At 41.6% G+C, this 15,681-nt stretch carries 12 protein-coding genes; 6 read left to right on the top strand and 6 right to left on the bottom strand.

The features are described from left to right. Nucleotides 1–159 precede the first annotated feature (159 nt). The 4 genes from H6G92_RS15595 to H6G92_RS15580 form a co-directional block, all read right to left on the bottom strand. Nucleotides 160–510, bottom strand: coding sequence for a four helix bundle protein (locus tag H6G92_RS15595; RefSeq protein ID WP_190894557.1), 351 nt, complete (start codon nt 508–510; stop codon nt 160–162). Between the two features lie 51 nt (nt 511–561). Beyond that, entirely contained in the window at nt 562–2,223 is a 1,662-nt protein-coding gene (locus H6G92_RS15590) for an ISL3 family transposase (RefSeq protein WP_190894556.1), read from the bottom strand. 420 nt (nt 2,224–2,643) lie between these two features. After that, nucleotides 2,644–3,099 carry a cupin domain-containing protein gene (locus tag H6G92_RS15585; RefSeq protein ID WP_190894555.1) on the bottom strand — a complete coding sequence of 152 codons (456 nt, stop codon included), beginning with the start codon at nt 3,097–3,099 and terminating at the stop codon, nt 2,644–2,646. A 152-nt stretch (nt 3,100–3,251) separates the two neighbouring features. Then, nucleotides 3,252–4,031, bottom strand: a complete 780-nt coding sequence (locus H6G92_RS15580; protein WP_190894554.1) for a cysteine hydrolase family protein — start codon at nt 4,029–4,031, stop codon at nt 3,252–3,254. 81 nt (nt 4,032–4,112) lie between these two features. On the opposite strand from H6G92_RS15580, the gene H6G92_RS15575 reads away from it, so the two are divergent. From H6G92_RS15575 to H6G92_RS15560, 4 genes are all read left to right on the top strand, one after another. Then, nucleotides 4,113–5,513, top strand: coding sequence for an amidohydrolase (locus H6G92_RS15575; RefSeq protein ID WP_190894553.1), 1,401 nt, complete (start codon nt 4,113–4,115; stop codon nt 5,511–5,513). Between the two features lie 611 nt (nt 5,514–6,124). Then, entirely contained in the window at nt 6,125–6,505 is a 381-nt protein-coding gene (locus H6G92_RS15570) for a hypothetical protein (RefSeq protein ID WP_190894552.1), read from the top strand. A 57-nt stretch (nt 6,506–6,562) separates the two neighbouring features. Further along, the gene (locus H6G92_RS15565; RefSeq protein ID WP_190894551.1) at nt 6,563–8,830 is read left to right on the top strand and encodes a caspase, EACC1-associated type; all 2,268 of its coding nucleotides are present in this window, start codon (nt 6,563–6,565) and stop codon (nt 8,828–8,830) included. A 131-nt stretch (nt 8,831–8,961) separates the two neighbouring features. Next, complete coding sequence (locus H6G92_RS15560; protein ID WP_190894550.1) at nt 8,962–9,819, top strand: hypothetical protein; 858 nt, start codon at nt 8,962–8,964, stop codon at nt 9,817–9,819. A gap of 2 nt (nt 9,820–9,821) precedes the next feature. On the opposite strand, the gene H6G92_RS41135 is transcribed toward H6G92_RS15560, so the two are convergent. Continuing rightward, nucleotides 9,822–9,920, bottom strand: a complete 99-nt coding sequence (locus H6G92_RS41135; RefSeq protein ID WP_390625445.1) for a hypothetical protein — start codon at nt 9,918–9,920, stop codon at nt 9,822–9,824. Nucleotides 9,921–10,041: 121 nt separating this feature from the next. On the opposite strand from H6G92_RS41135, the gene H6G92_RS15555 reads away from it, so the two are divergent. Continuing rightward, entirely contained in the window at nt 10,042–11,250 is a 1,209-nt protein-coding gene (locus H6G92_RS15555; protein ID WP_190894549.1) for a NupC/NupG family nucleoside CNT transporter, read from the top strand. Between the two features lie 155 nt (nt 11,251–11,405). On the opposite strand, the gene H6G92_RS15550 is transcribed toward H6G92_RS15555, so the two are convergent. Next, nucleotides 11,406–11,831 carry a hypothetical protein gene (locus H6G92_RS15550; protein ID WP_190894548.1) on the bottom strand — a complete coding sequence of 142 codons (426 nt, stop codon included), beginning with the start codon at nt 11,829–11,831 and terminating at the stop codon, nt 11,406–11,408. A 211-nt stretch (nt 11,832–12,042) separates the two neighbouring features. Between H6G92_RS15550 and H6G92_RS15545 the strand changes: the two genes are divergently transcribed. Then, complete coding sequence (locus H6G92_RS15545; protein ID WP_190894547.1) at nt 12,043–15,300, top strand: PAS domain-containing protein; 3,258 nt, start codon at nt 12,043–12,045, stop codon at nt 15,298–15,300. The last annotated feature ends 381 nt before the right edge of the window (nt 15,301–15,681 follow it).

Raw genomic sequence — 15,681 nt, 5'->3', positions numbered from 1 at the left:
AGTGTTGAACCTGTTCCGGTCGCAATTTAAACCTGTAATCAATATTTTGTTTCGGCTGTGTCGCCATTCAATGACTTCAGCCACATATCCTTGTTGGATTTAAGCCGAAGTTTGATTTTCAAGTCAGAAGGCAGAAGGAGAAAGAAGGAAATAATAAATTCAAGCTTTGAGTTTGTTTAAGCTAGCAACTAATATACTTTGCATTTCCTCAACCTCATTCAATAGAGGAGTGAAAAGGTTTTTGTCAGCTAACTCTACAACTCTTGCAATGATTAATTGCGTATCTAGCTCTCTCAAAGAGCCTAAAGCAATATGTAAAAACTGTATGTATTCTGGCTTTGAGCGTCTTCCATAGCCTTCTGCTATATTAGATGCTACAGATACAGAAGAACGTCGAATTTGGCTGGTTAAGCCATACAATTCTGATTGAGGAAATAGGCGTGTAAATTTATAGCAATTGATGGCAAGTTGAACTGCTCTTTGCCAAATGAACTGATTTCTATAGCTCATAATTAAGTTTGAAGTTAATAGCAAAAAGTTTAAAGTGTGAAACCTTATCCTTCAGGTAGCCAACAAAAATCGTCGCTCAAGTAGGTCTATCTTGGCGCGACCATACATCTGTCGTTTTAACATTTTCAGTCGATTAATATGCCCTTCAACGGGGCCATTACTAACTGACATAGTTACACCCGCCTTCACTGCGTCGTAGTCTTCACGCAATCGTTTAGCAAAGCGACGAAAAGCAGTCAGATTGCTCATGAGAGCTTGAGTGAGCCAAGGATCAAGTTGTGAATGCTGCCGTTGGCGCACAATGCAGGTAAAGCCTTGCGATAACTGAATAGCTTCAGCTAAATCTGGATGTTGTGCTGTTAGTAGCGCAAGCAATTCCTCGTCTTCTGGCTGTTGCGACTCTGGTTTCCGCAGCACTAGCCATACTGCACGACGAGGTGTAAGACAAAGTTTCTTGGGTTGAGCGACTTTTGGTAAAGACTTAACCGAATACCGTTTTCTTGGCTTGATTTTTTGGACAGTACGGATACGTCGTATGTATCGAGCTACAGTATCATAACTACCCTTGTAACCTAGTTTTTGAATTTCCTTAAATAAAATTAAGCCTTCGTGACAACCTTCATTCCAGCGTTTAAGGATATATTCATGGTACGGAACTAAGATACTTCGACCTCGGCTTCTTCGTCTAGTTGGTTCTGGCAAAGTGGAAGTACGTAAATAACGAAATACACTTGTTACACCAATCCCAACTTGACGAGCTATGGCTTTTCCACTCCAACCTTGGTGATGTAAATCCCAAACTTGCTGATGTATAGCAAGTCGTCTGGCACGGCTTTGTTCTGCTAATTGTAGTGCCTGTTGTTCACGGGTTGGCCGTGGTACTCGCACAACTACAGTACCGTCTGTTTGGGTTACTGATGAAAGACTGTATGCTTCATCGACGGTTTTGAGAGCTTGATGATGTGTAGCGAAAACTTCGTTAAGTGTTTCAGCTAAGTTCTGTAATAAGTGAAAACGGTCTGCAACCTGAATGGCTTCTGGCGCTCCTTGGCGAATACCACTTTCATAAGTTTTTGACCGATCTCGTGAGACGATTTTGATACCAGGGTGAGCTTTTAACCATTCTGCTAAGGTTTCAGCTTTTGCGTCTTTAAGTAGAGCGATTGGTCGGCTACGTTCCAGGTCAATCAATGCTGTACCGTAAGTTTTGCATTTACGAAAACAAAAGTCGTCTACCCCAAGAATCTGTGGCGTTACGATTGGCAAAAGTGGGATTGAGCGGACTAATTTTAATAGCGTGTTACGAGAAGCTGTTACCCCCAAATGCTCTGAGAGTCTTACCCCTGCTGCACCGCCCAGAGATAAACCAATTGCACTCAGTCGTTGCGCTAAACGCAGAGTCCTTCTAGCCCTTGGTGCGGTTACACTTGTCAGCCTTTCGGTAAAAATGCGCCGTTTACATAAAGTGTTAATGCAAAAAAACTTTCGCACCCGTAACTGTATGGTAATACTGTAATCAGCCCAGGGCAGGTCTGTTAACTTACGTTCGTAGCGGCTATGAATTCGGTGAGTTGGGTGGTTACAAACTGGGCAATTAATGACAGTTTGCACCGCAGAGACAATCAACGTAATCGTCCCTTGTACTTTGTCAAATTGCCATCTCTTCAGTTGAAGGTTTGTTGTGTCAGGTAACAGGTGGTATAGCAATTCCATACCAAAAGTTTGATGGAGTGAAGTTTGAAGTTAGTAATTCAATTGTATCCCTTCCTCCTTCTTTTTTTCCCTCCTTCTGCCTTCTGCCCTCTGCCTTCTGCCTTAAAGCGCGTAACCTTTCATGATCACCAAAAGTTGCCAAGAACCCATAAATATAGCAATCCTATTTGATTTGTGAGGATTGCAACCCGCAGATCCCCGACTTCGTAAAAGTTATCGGGGATATTGTTTCTCACGAATGATTTAAGATTGCTATAGCAGTCCATATTCGGCAGTTCGATGGCGTACCCGCTCGCTGTAGGCGATCGCAAATGCTGTATTTTTGAAAATGACGTAAACTGGTGCATTTGGGAAGCATGACAGATGTGAGTACGAATTACGTTAGCGACACAGGAACGTCATTACGAATTACGAATTATTCTAACAGGGCATCAAAGTATCGAATCTCCCTAGTACTGCCATATCTTCTTCATCTAACTCCGTTGGAATCCCACTGCGAATCAATTCCGAAAAGTCTTCATTGGGAACCATAACAGTCAACGTGTACAAGCGAGTAGAACCAGTATTTTTAATCAAATGAGTACCGGTGGGAGGCACTAATAAACTATCTCCAGCTTTGATCATGGCACTCTTGCCGTCACACATAGCGATCGCTTCCCCTTTGAGGACAAAAAACATTTCTACCGCCCACTGATGGCGATTTGGCGGTGTTTGTCCACCAACATCAAAAATTTCTATGCAGCAAGTCAAGGAAGTATTAGCATTTGTCGAATCGAAAATAATTGCTAATCGATTAGAGTCGTTGGGACTGATGCGATATACTTGGTAATCTTTGGTAGATTTGATAACCGGAATTACACAACGAGTAGCGTACATTTATTTATCCCCTCTGAAGTTATCGATGGGTACGGAAATTCCTAAAATCCGAGTCTTGAATATTGAGTTGTTAGTTGTATCTCTAAATCACAAAATCACTAATTACTCTTAACTCCTGTACAGACGAGATTAATCGCGTCTCTCCTAACTCCTCACCCCTCACCCTTTTGCAGCGCTGTTAAAATCTCTTGCGAGTCAGTGACAAAACCGAAGCATTGTTTGACATTGTACAATGTCGCTAGCCAACAATATTCAGGAGAAGTGGTAGCGGTACAGTCTTTAACTAACACGCAGTCATATCCTAAGAAGTTGGCATCACATAACGTAGTGAGTACACATTGATCAGCATTAACACCAGCAAAAAATAATGTTGTCCTTCCCAGATTCCGCAAGATACTATCTAATGGCGTATCCCAAAATCCACTCATGCGGTATTTGTCCACACGAATATCTTCAGGAATTTGTTCTAGTTCGTCTACTACTGCTGCGGCCCAACTACCTGCCATGAGTACTCTAGCACCATTGCTTGGCAGTGGATCGCCCAATCCCACACCCTCCCCTGTGGGGTTATAGACGTGACGCGAACCAGCACTAATATTAAGCAAGTCGGGACGATTTCCCCAATTTATCCAAATTACCGGAACACCAGCCTCACGCAGTTCTGGAAGTAAGTTGTTCAAAGGTTCAATAGGCTGACGCGCTGGAGTTACGTCCACGCCGATATGTGCTAACCAGCCGTCAGGGTGACAGAAGTCGTTTTGCATATCAATGACGAGGATAGCAGCTTTTGCTAAGTCTAGGCGCAGGGTTTTAGTTTCTGTTGATAAAATAACGGGTTGTGGGGTCTTTTGGGGACGAGTGATATCTGCGATCGCATCATTCACTGTCCACGCATTTGGTGGAACTCCCAATGTCCGTAATGGTAAATTCATAAAATTGCAATACCCAACACCATTTTCTATTTTGTAACTTGAAATTCAGTTCAAAATACAATTACTTAATCAAGGTTAAATATGGAAAATTTCACCATTCAAAATGTTTTGATTGCCGTCAGTGATGATTATGCAACGGTAGATGTACAGATTGTAGATGGTGCGATTGCAGCGATCGCCCCCAATCTACAAGTAATTGGCACTGCCATAGATGGCAAAAATAAGCTCCTGCTACCTGGCTTTTTCAACGCCCACACCCACTCATCAGAAATGTGGCAGCGAGGAATCATGTCAACGTTTCCTTTAGAGTTATGGTTGGCGGAACTTTATGATTTTGCCCCCCTCGATCCCGAACAGGTTTATCTCAGCGCTTTGGGAACGGCGGTGGAAACCTTACTTTCCGGCGGGACGAGTGTGGTAGATCATCTAGTGTTAATTCCCAGACTTGAGTTAGAAACGATCGCCATTGCGACTCGCGCTTATAGAGAAGTGGGAATTCGCGCCTTTATCGCCCCCTTAATTCAAGATGAATCCCTTACCGCAGGTATGCCATCCGGGGAATCAACCCAAACTCATCAGCCTTATTTTCGCTCAACTGCGGCAACTTTGGAAATCATCGAAGAGGCGGTAAGGCAATTTCATCGCCCAGATGAGGGTGTAAATATTTTAGTTGCACCAACAGGGATACAATTGTGTACTGATGCTTTATTTGAGGGGTGTACTGAGTTAAGCGATCGCTATAATCTTTGTCGTCACTCCCATTTACTCGAAACCAGGGCACAGGAAAAACTCGCTCAAGAAAAGTACGGTTGTACTGCTGTGGAACATTTGAAACGAATCGGGTTTTTGAGCGATCGTACTTCACTTGCCCATTGCGTTTGGTTAAATGATGCTGATATCGCCATCCTGTCCGAAACTCAATCTACAGTCGTCCATAATCCCTTAAGTAATCTGCGTTTAGGTAGTGGCATCGCCCCAATTTTAAAATATCGCCAAGCTGGAGTAAATGTAACTTTTGGTTGTGATGGTGCTTCTAGTAATGACTCTCAAGATTTGCTAGAAGCCATCAAAATGGGTTCTATCTTGCACAATGTTACAGACTCAGATTATCAACACTGGATTACGCCCAGACAAGCAGTGGAGATGGCATCTTTGGGAGGTGCAAAGGGGCTAAATATAGCAGATAAACTCGGTTCTTTAACTGTAGGTAAACAAGCCGATTTGGTACTTTATGATCTCACCAATTTATCATTATTACCCCGTACAGATCCTATTGGTTTGCTAGTTTTAGGTCGTCCTAGTAATGTTGTAGATAGTGCTTGGGTAAATGGTAAGCAAATTGTTGCTAATGGCAAAATTACCACAATTAACGTTGATGAATTACGACAAGAATTATTTAATCGTAGTCAATGGGAGACAAAACGCAAGTCTGAAACCGTCGCGCAAATAGAGACTCATTATCGGACGGTTATGGGGTTGTGAAACTGCGATCGTAACTGAAGCAGAGTTAAAAATTGTATTAATTCAAGCAGTCCCTCTGCTTCTAGTTTTTTTCAAGCCTAATTTTGACCTGCTTAATTTTATTTCTACATCATTATAATTTCCGTATAAGTTCATAAATTGTGCTTTATTTATCTATTTATGTAGGATTCATGCGTAGTGTGCTTCTGTTCTTGAATATAAGCTAGTGATGTATCAAAAAAATCATCTGTCATCCAGGTTATGTAAATGATTTTTCTCACAAGTGAGAAATCCGGGTTATGGTCAAGCTAGAATTAAATTGTATAATTTTTGATACCAACCTTGATCAGGTAATATCAATGACCTACAATCTCTCATAAAAAAGCAATTACGTAGATCCCCCTTACCCTTAGAAGATGTTTGAAAAGTCCCCTAGTCGGTATCAAAAGTTTTATATTCCTCTAAATCCCTCTTGAAAAGGAGGACTTTGACTCCGGTTTACCCTTTTTTAAGGGGAGCCAGCGCGGTCTTCTCCCTTGGCGTGGGTTGAGGGGGATCTAAAAGTGCCTCAAGTCACAGGGAAACACTTTTCAAACAACCCCTTATAAATGAATAGAATAAGGCAAAAAAGAATGACGAATAAATCTAATGTAAGACTTACGTTCAATTTCAACGATCTAAATTTAGAACCTACAGAGCAAGATGAGCAGGTTCAATGGTTCATAGCTGAACTGAAAGAGATGGATGAAATAGAAAATGTTGCTCGTGTACACGATCCCAATCCTCCAGAAGGCAATAAAGCTTTAGGTGGTTTTTTAGTAGGAATGTTAACAGCAGAATTCAATGTAGATAATACAAAAAAATTATTTAGGTTTTTGGGTGATCGTCTTGGCGGAAAGTCTATTCAGCTAGAAGTAGAGGCAAATGGCAAGAAATTGAAAGTATCTGCTCATAGTCGAGAAGAATTAGAACTTGCTATTAAAGCTGCTCAAGAATTTATAGCAGATAAATAAAAAGACTAGAAAAATAGTAAATAATTTTGTTTTTTACCAGAAGTTAAAGATATTAAAATGGCAAAAATAGCATTGTTAATTGGAGTCGATGAATACGAACCTGGATTAAGCCCTCTACCAGCCGCAACGAAAGATATCGAAGCATTACGTCGGGTTTTACAAGACCCTGACATGGGAGATTTTAACGAGCTAAAGAGTTTAAAAAATCCTGATCCCCAGACAATGCAGTATGAAATTGAAGCACTTTTCTCAGAGCGAACTAAAGAAGATTTAATACTTTTCTATTTTTCTGGGCATGGTATTAAGGATGACACTGGTAATTTATACTTTGCAACTCGCGCAACAAAGAAAACCCCAAAGGGAGAATTAGTACGGTCAACTGCTGTCCCTGCAACCTTTATTCATGAAGTAATGAAACGTAGCCGTGCGAAGCGGCAGGTAATCATACTCGATTGCTGTTTTAGTGGAGCATTCGATCCAAGCCTATCTACTAAGAATGACGATTCCGTTGATTTACAAGGACAACTAGGTTCAGAAGGAAGAGTGGTTCTGACATCCTCTAGTTCTACTGAGTATGCTTTTGAACAACAAGGTTCAGAACTATCTGTCTATACTCGTTATTTAGTAGAAGGCATAGAAACAGGAACAGGCGATCTTAATAAAGATGGACAAGTATCAATATTAGAGCTTCATGAGTATGCTACTAGCAAAATCAGAGAAGTTCTTCCTAGTATGACTCCTAAAATCATTGTCCTCAGAGATAAGGGCTTTGAAATCATATTAGCGAAAGCAAAATCTATGCCCATTCCAGTTTTAGAAACAATTCAGACCAAGATTCACATCGGAGAAATTAAATTAGAATACTCTAAAAAGCTAAGTAATACTAGGTACTATAATCCTATCCCAAGCTTATTACAACCTTTTGAATCCTTTATTAGCAGATTAGCTGAACGATTAGGAGAATATTCTGTTAAATATTTATCTCATAACAATGGAGATAGACCAGCTACAGTTCAAAATTTTATTCTTGAAGTTATTAGACAAACTTCGGATGCAGACTTAGTGTTTGTAATGCATCGCGTCGAAAATCAAAATACTTGGAATATAAAGGCACAAAGCAATTTTAGTGAAATTATTGATGATGATGCTTATGCGAATATTCTCAAAAACAAAATTCTTTCTAATATTCCAATTAACTCTATTTTTACTTCAGATCATCAGGGGATTTATAGAATTCATTATGATGAGCAAGAATCAGCATCTAAAGCTTTTATATTGATACCTTTAGATACCTTAGATAATGAATTTATATTAGTCTGTGGTTTATTAAAAGATTCTTATTTACTTAGCGATGCTTACTGTACAATCATATCTAGTTTCTATGAAGCTAGCCAGGAATTATATCTCCAACCTACAAGAGTTGAAGCAACAATTCTTGACAATTTGAAAAAGAATTATGGCTTTGTTCCTTTTTCTTTCTATGAGAAAAGGTTTAATCTTTTTTGCGATCGTCTAGCTAAAATTGTTATATATTTTGAACCTATTCTTGACTTAGATACATTTTCAATTAGCGGTTGGGAAGCTCTTGCTCGTGATCCAGATAGCTTGATAGCTCCTGTTGATCTATTCTATGCTGCTGAGTTATGGGGACGTAAATTTACAATTGAGTTAGACCAAGTTCTTCTCAATCTGGCGGCTGATAGCTATAGACGAGCATTAATTGAAGCAAAACAAAGTAGATCCCATGAAATACTTCCTCTATCAGTGAATGTGTATCCAGAGTCTCTGATGCGAACCGCCTATTTTGAGACGGTTCGTGAGATTGTTAAAGAAGGAACAAGCAATCACATTACAGCCAAAAAACTAATTTTAGAAATTTCCGAAAAAACTGATTTGCCAATTTATCAGGATGGAGTGAAGCTTAAATCTCCTTTAGATACATTTAAAATTAGATTGTCTAAATATGTTCAAGAGTTAAAAATTAAATTTGGCATTGATGATTTTGGAGTTGGTTATGCGTCAGTCTCTCGATTAGCAGGACTTAATCCACCTTATGTAAAAATTGACCGTGAAATTCTTTATCAAGAACCCGTTAATGTTATTATCGAGTTTGTTCAAAAAATAGTTGCAACAACGAATCCACTAAACCCAGCAAGTATAATTGTTGAGGGATTAGATGAAAATTCACCAGTTACACTAAATCAATTGAAAAAATTAGGTATTAGCTATGTACAAGGTCATATAATTGGAAAGGCAGAACCTACAATTTATCGTTTATCTCAAGAGAAAAGTGAGTTTTTAAGAAAGCAGATATTAGGAAAGTAATTCTGAGAAGTGCTGCTTGTAGAGCCAATATGGAGAAACAGAACCCGATCGCCTAGAGGTTATATCCTGGGTGTTTAATGTTATCTGCCACCAGTTATCTTGGTCTTATTTCGTTGTGTGTGCCTTTATAGATGAGTACATTTCAGGATTGGTTCTGGGAAATCAAAGAGTGCGGCCAAGGCCCTCATTACTACTTCAGTGCCACTTTTGCTCCGTCTGATGCTGAACGCCTTACTGCTATGGTGCGCCAGCATCCACTGTCTGGCTTTAAACACTGCCACTTTGTTGGCAAATTAATCAATGCACCATGTGGAAACTCCAATACTCCAGGTTCTTACGATTTGTATGTTGACCAGAGCAACTATGCTGAAGTTATGTCGGGTATACAAAGAGATGAACCTATAGTTACTGTTGCACACTATGTCTGGCAAATTATTGGTGTTTGCGATCGCAATTTTGGCATTGAGTCTGGTTATGGTGGCATAACTGGCACAGATAACCAAGCTGACACTTCACTGATTGTGGCGCTGGCGCAATCACCACAACTCACCTTAGTTGATTGGAGAGTCGTTTCTGGAGGAGACGGTTATGCACCAGTGTTTTTTAGAACTGGCACATCAGCCGCAGAACTGCTTGCTTACTTGCAGATGAAGCCAGAAAAGCCTGATTTCACGCAAATAGAAAGAGAATTACGTCTAGCTTTATCAGATCCGGCATTATCTAAAATTTATCGCTTGGGCGAGTGCAAAATCAATGGTTGGCGGCTGGAAGTGATTGTTTTGCATAATATTGAAAAAACCACAAGCAGCTATGGTGGCGAAGGATGGGACATGGCACCACACACTACCAAGCTTTACAAAGTCGCCCAAATTGTTAGCGATAAGTGTAAGGTTCCGGGTTGTGCAGGGGGTGCTGCACACGCGCCAAATGACTTCTACACACTTATTGGCAGCCATCTCAGCTTTGGCTACCCGCGCCAGGAGGGATAATTTTAAATCGGAATTTGAATTACAAACTCTGTACCCTCTCCCTGTACAGAATTAACTTCCAGAGTGCCGCCATGTTTTTCTACAATAATTTGGTGTGCGATCGCTAAATCCTTCTTTACACCATCAAAACTCTAGTAATTGACTACAAAACCATAAAAACACGCGGATTTTTGTGTATGCTCTGTGACCATGTGCCTTAGCGATACATTTCCGGGAGTCATTATGGAACGTGCCATTTCTGCATTGGGAATTTTAGTTTTTATTGGTATATCTTACGCCTTCTCTGTTAATCGTCAAGCAGTGCGTTGGCGCTTAGTGGCGTGGGGCTTGGGGTTGGAATTTGTGTTTGCGCTGGTGATTCTTAAAACTCCTTGGGGTTTCAATGTGTTTAAATCCCTAGGAGATTTTATCAGCCAATTTTTAGCATTTTCTGATGTGGGTGCAAAATTTGTCTTTGGAGAAAATTTTAAGGATCATTTCTTTGCCTTCCAAGTGCTGCCGACAATTATCTTTTTTTCTGCCTTCGTCAGCGTCTTGTATTACTACGGCATTTTACAGCGAGTTGTAAACGTGATGGCGTGGGTAATGATGAAGACAATGAAAACATCGGGTTCTGAATCTTTATCCTGTGCAGGTAACATCTTTTTGGGGCCAACAGAGTCGGCGCTGATGGTTAAACCATATATAGCGAAGATGACGCAATCCGAACTTCATGCCTTGATGACGGGTGGTTTTGCCACAATTGCGGGTGGAGTTCTAGGGGCATATCTTTCCTTTGGGATACCCGCAGAACACCTGATTGCTGCTTTTTTTATGACTGCTCCCACATCGTTGGTGGTATCAAAATTATTGTATCCAGAAACAGAAATATCAGAGACGGCTGGTAAAGCAAAAGTGGATCTAAAAACCAATTATGTAAATGTAATTGATGCTGCTACTACCGGAGCAATTGACGGCGTGAAGCTAGCAGTTAATGTTGGGGTGATGATTATTGCCTTTTTGGGATTATTAGCTGCTCTCAATGCACTGCTGGGATGGTTGGGGGCATTTGTGGGCTTACAGCAACTGTCATTACAGTGGATTTTGTCTTTTGTTATGGCTCCCGTGGCGTGGCTGATGGGCGTACCTTGGGCTGATTGTCGGCAAGTTGGAGCTTTATTAGGTACAAAGACAATTTTGAATGACTTTATTGCTTTTTTGGATTTAAAGGCACTAATCGAAAGCGGTAAAATTTCCCAACGTGCAGTAATTATTGCGACCTATGCCTTATGTAATTTTGCAAATATAGGTTCAATAGGAATTACCATTGGCGGCATTGCTGGGATAGCACCTCATCGCCAGCATGATTTAGCTCGCATGGGTGTAAGGTCAATGATTGGCGGATTGTTAGCGGGTTTTATCACCGCTTGTATTGCTGGGGTGTTGATTTGAAGAAATCGGGGATCTGGACAGCAACTTTTGCTGAAGTAAGCTAATCGACATTTAAATTGCATCATTTTCATGGTAATAAAAGCTGCAAATCCTCTCCCTTGCTCCCTGCCCCCTTGCGATCTCAATGTGCAAATTAAATGCTTAACAGCTTAAAGTTAAATTGGTTGAGGTTTTCTTTGAGAATAAACGCGATCGCAATAGAGTGCCCATGTAGCAGTAAATAAACCAGTGATAGAAGTAGCAATTGCTGCTGCAACAACCCATCCCACCGGGCCTAGCCAGTCTGTGATCTCACAGGCGATCGCTGTAGTGATTTTGCCAACAATATAAGCAGTTCCAGTGGCAGCAAGGGTGACTAAACCCAACTCTGCCAACATATCTAAAACTCCTTGATTGGATAAATCTTCTTGAAAATAGATTTTCCAGATAGTGGTGTACATAGCCACATCAGACGCAGTTAACACAATTTGTTTGGAAATTTCTCCGCCAGGGGTTGGTGCAGCTGAAGCAGTAGCGTTACCAATAGAGTAAGTAGCGATCGCTAAAACAGCTTCCAATCTTTTCTTACCCAAATTACTCACGATCTCATCTCCTGTAAAGGTTGCATCCACATAATCAACTTTTGTACAGTTCAGATACTCTAAAACTAGATTAACTGAAACACCTTAAGTCCCCAGCCATAATGCCAATTCGCTAATCAACTATATTCAGCCTAAAGTTGGAAGAAATTGCCCTAAAATTTATGTAAGTATGAGCCGCTGAATCTTATTTAAATTTATTTATCTTTTTAGAATGCCAGACGCGGAAAAGTCCCAAAACCAGCTGGCTAATGAGAAGCTGCTGAATCGGCAAGTTAGTAACAAAGCAAATTATTCGCTGGTAGAAGAGGGAATGGTGCTTCAGTTAGCTGATGGCACTATCCAGGCTTGCAGTGCAACTTGCGCTCGCATTCTGGGACTGACCGCAGAACAGCTTGTAGGGCAAAATTTGCTCAATTCCAAGTGGCAATTTATTCATGAAGATGGTTCTCCTTTGCCCAGTGAGACTCACCCAGCGATCGTTGCCTGCAAAACAGGTAAACCTTGCTTGAATGTAGTGTGTGGCTTTTATAAGCCAAATGGTGAACTAGTCTGGCTATTGTTGTCTTCACAACCTCTATTCCAAGCTGGAGAAAGCACTCCCTACGCGATCGTTACAAATTTTTCGGATATTACAGAATCTAAGCACGCGCAGCTTGAGGAAAACTCTAGCTATGCTCAAAATACTCAACTAGTTGATACAGATGAATTTAAGCCAGCGTGGGATAGTCAACTTCTGCTTCAACAAATTGCTGGCACTCTTCCGGGGATACTTTATATTTATGACCTAATTGAGCAACGAAATTCTTACGTTAATTACCAGATTACTCAAGGTTGGGGCTACACACCAGCAGAAATCCAGGCAATGGGAAAGGAGTTATTTACCCAACTTCTACACCCTGAAGATTTGGCTAGACTCCCTAGCTATTTTGAAAAATTTAATTCTGCTCCTCAGGGCGAAGTCATCAGCTTTGAATACCGAATTCGACACGCTAATGGAGAGTGGCGCTGGTTTTGTAGCTATGACACTTTATACAGCAGAACTGCTGAGGGATTACCGCAATATCTTTTGGGAACCGCTTTTGATATTACAGAGCGACGACACATAGAAATTTCCCTGCGGCAAAGTAACGAAAGATTTGAGCTAGCAGCAGCGGCGGTTAATTGCCTAATTTACGACTGGGATGTTCATACAAATACGGTGGAGAGAACTCAGGGTTTAACCCAGGTTTTTGGCTACACACAACAAGAAGCTGAACCCACCTCCGAATGGTGGCAAGAACGCATCCATCCCGATGACCAACAAATAGTTAATGACCAGTTCATGGCTAGTATGCTTGCTGGAAACCGTTATAGCATCGAGTATCGAATTCGTCACAAGGATGGTCGCTATTTGTGGGTACAAGACCAGGGGTTTGCTGTCAGGGATGCAAATGGTCAGGTAATTAGGGTAGTTGGTGCTAGTAATGATATTACTGAACAGCAAGCTGCGCTGCACGAACGCCAACAAATTGAAACAAACCTGCGCGAGAGTGAAGAACGGATTCGGTTGGCCACTACCGCTGCGGAACTGGGTATGTGGTTTTGGAATATGTCCACCAAGGAGTTAATTTGGACAGAGAAATGTAAGCAGTTGTTTGGACTGTCCCCAGAAGCTGAAATGGGCTATGAGATTTTCCTCAACTGTATACATCCAGAAGATCGTCAACGCATCCATGAAGCGATCGCTCGCTCTTTTGAAGAAAAGGTTGAGTGTGACATAGAATACCGCAGCGTTTGGTCTGATGGTAGCATTCATTGGATTGCTGCTAAAGGTCGTGTCTTTTACGATGCCGAGGGTAATGCAGTACGCTTGATGGGTACTGCCCAGGATATTACCCAGCGCAAACAGGCAGAAAATAATTTGCGCCAGCGCGAAACTCAATTAAGACGATTAGTTGATTCCAACATTATTGGCATTATGTTCGCCACTCCTAATTACATTACTGAGGCGAACGAGGCTTTTTTAGAAATGGTGGGTTATAGCCGAGAGGAACTCTTGGCGGGCCAAGTACGCAGAAAAAATATTACCCCGCCTGAATATCATGTTCTTGATGAGCAAGGGATAGAGCAACTTTTAACGGTTGGGGTATGTACACCCTATGAAAAAGAATACATCCGCAAGGATGGTTCCCGTATTCCCATACTAATTGGTGGTGCTTTAGTGGAGCGAGATCCGGCATCTTGGATCTGTTTTATTCTTGACCTAACCCCCAGGAAGCAATTAGAAAAGGCACTTAGACAACAAGCAGAGGAACTCAAACAGGCAAACCGCAACAAAGATGAGTTTCTTGCTATTCTCTCCCATGAATTGCGATCGCCCCTTAACCCGATTCTTGGTTGGTCATCGCTACTCAAAAGTCGCAAATTTGATGAAGCTACTACAAATCGTGCTTTAGAAACCATTGAAAGAAATGCTCAATTGCAGATTCAATTAATTGATGAGTTGCTGGATGTTTCCCGAATTATTCGCGGTAAATTGAATCTGACTTTTGCTGTTGTTAACCTGGTATCTGTAATTGATGCTGCATCAGAAACAGTCCGGTTAACAGCAGAAACCAAATCCATCCAGTTAAAAATACAGCTTGACCCCAATGTTGGCAAAGTGTTAGGCGATTATTATCGCTTACAGCAAGTTGTGGGGAATTTACTCTCGAACGCTGTCAAGTTCACTCCCCCGAATGGTTCAGTGGAAGTCAGCCTATCATTGAGTCGGGAATTGGCTTCCCACTCAGCACTGATTCAAGTTAAAGACACAGGACTAGGTATTTCGCCTGAATTCCTACCCCACGTATTTGAATATTTTCGCCAAGCCGATAGCAGCACAACCAGAAAATTTGGTGGTCTGGGACTGGGATTGGCAATAGTTCGTCACTTGGTAGAGTTGCATGGTGGGGCTGTAACAGCAGATAGTCCGGGAATTGGACAGGGAGCAATTTTTACTGTTAGGCTGCCTCTGATGAAGGAGGGTGGGGAAGCGAGGGAGCAGAGGAACAGAGGAGCAGTGGAGCAGGGGAGTGGAGGAGTGGGGGAGAAATTTAACTCGTCACTTCTTAGCGGACTACGGATATTGATTGTTGATGATGATGCTGACACACGGGAGTTTTTGCACTTCTTGCTACAACAGAATGGAGCGCTGACAACTGTTGCAGCATCGGCAACAGAGGCGCTGGCTTTCATCGCCCAGACTGTACCTAATCTATTAATCAGTGATTTAGGAATGCCAGAGATGGATGGCTACAACCTGATTAGGGTCATCAGAGCAATGCCAAAGGAGGAGGGAGGGGAAATTCCTGCGATCGCTCTTACCGCCTATGCTGGAGAAAGCGATCGCGATCGAGTCTTAGCAGCTGGTTTCCAGAAACACCTTGCTAAACCAGTACAACCAACTGAATTACTAACCTCAATTGCAGATTTGCTGGGTCAAGACTAAGTAATGCTTCTGACTGGCTCAAAATGCGAACGACAGATATGGTTTTTTAAATCACCTATATAGCGGTTCTCGAATGGAAGCAATACACTTTGACCTCTCTCTAAACCTCTCTCCTAAAAGGAGAGAAGCTTTGAATTTTACTCCCCAACGCTAGCTCTTAAGGGGCTTGGACTCAACCGAGAAGCGCTATATTTCGTATTTCTTATCAATGCGTAGCTCCTAGAGCATCGATTCAGTAATCAAAAACCTAACCCCCCAGCCCCCTTCCCTAGCAGGGAAGGGGGAGCCAAATTCCCCTCTCCGATGCGGAGAGGGGTTGGGGGAGAGGTTCTTCCAGGATTACTGAATTGGTGTTCTAGCGTGGAGTCAAAAGCGGATTTA

The sequence above is a fragment of the Nostoc foliaceum FACHB-393 genome (genome assembly GCF_014698505.1).
Lineage (GTDB): Bacteria > Cyanobacteriota > Cyanobacteriia > Cyanobacteriales > Nostocaceae > Nostoc > Nostoc foliaceum_A.
Note: the sequence above shows the minus strand (reverse complement) of the source record. Positions and strands in the feature narration are given on the sequence as shown.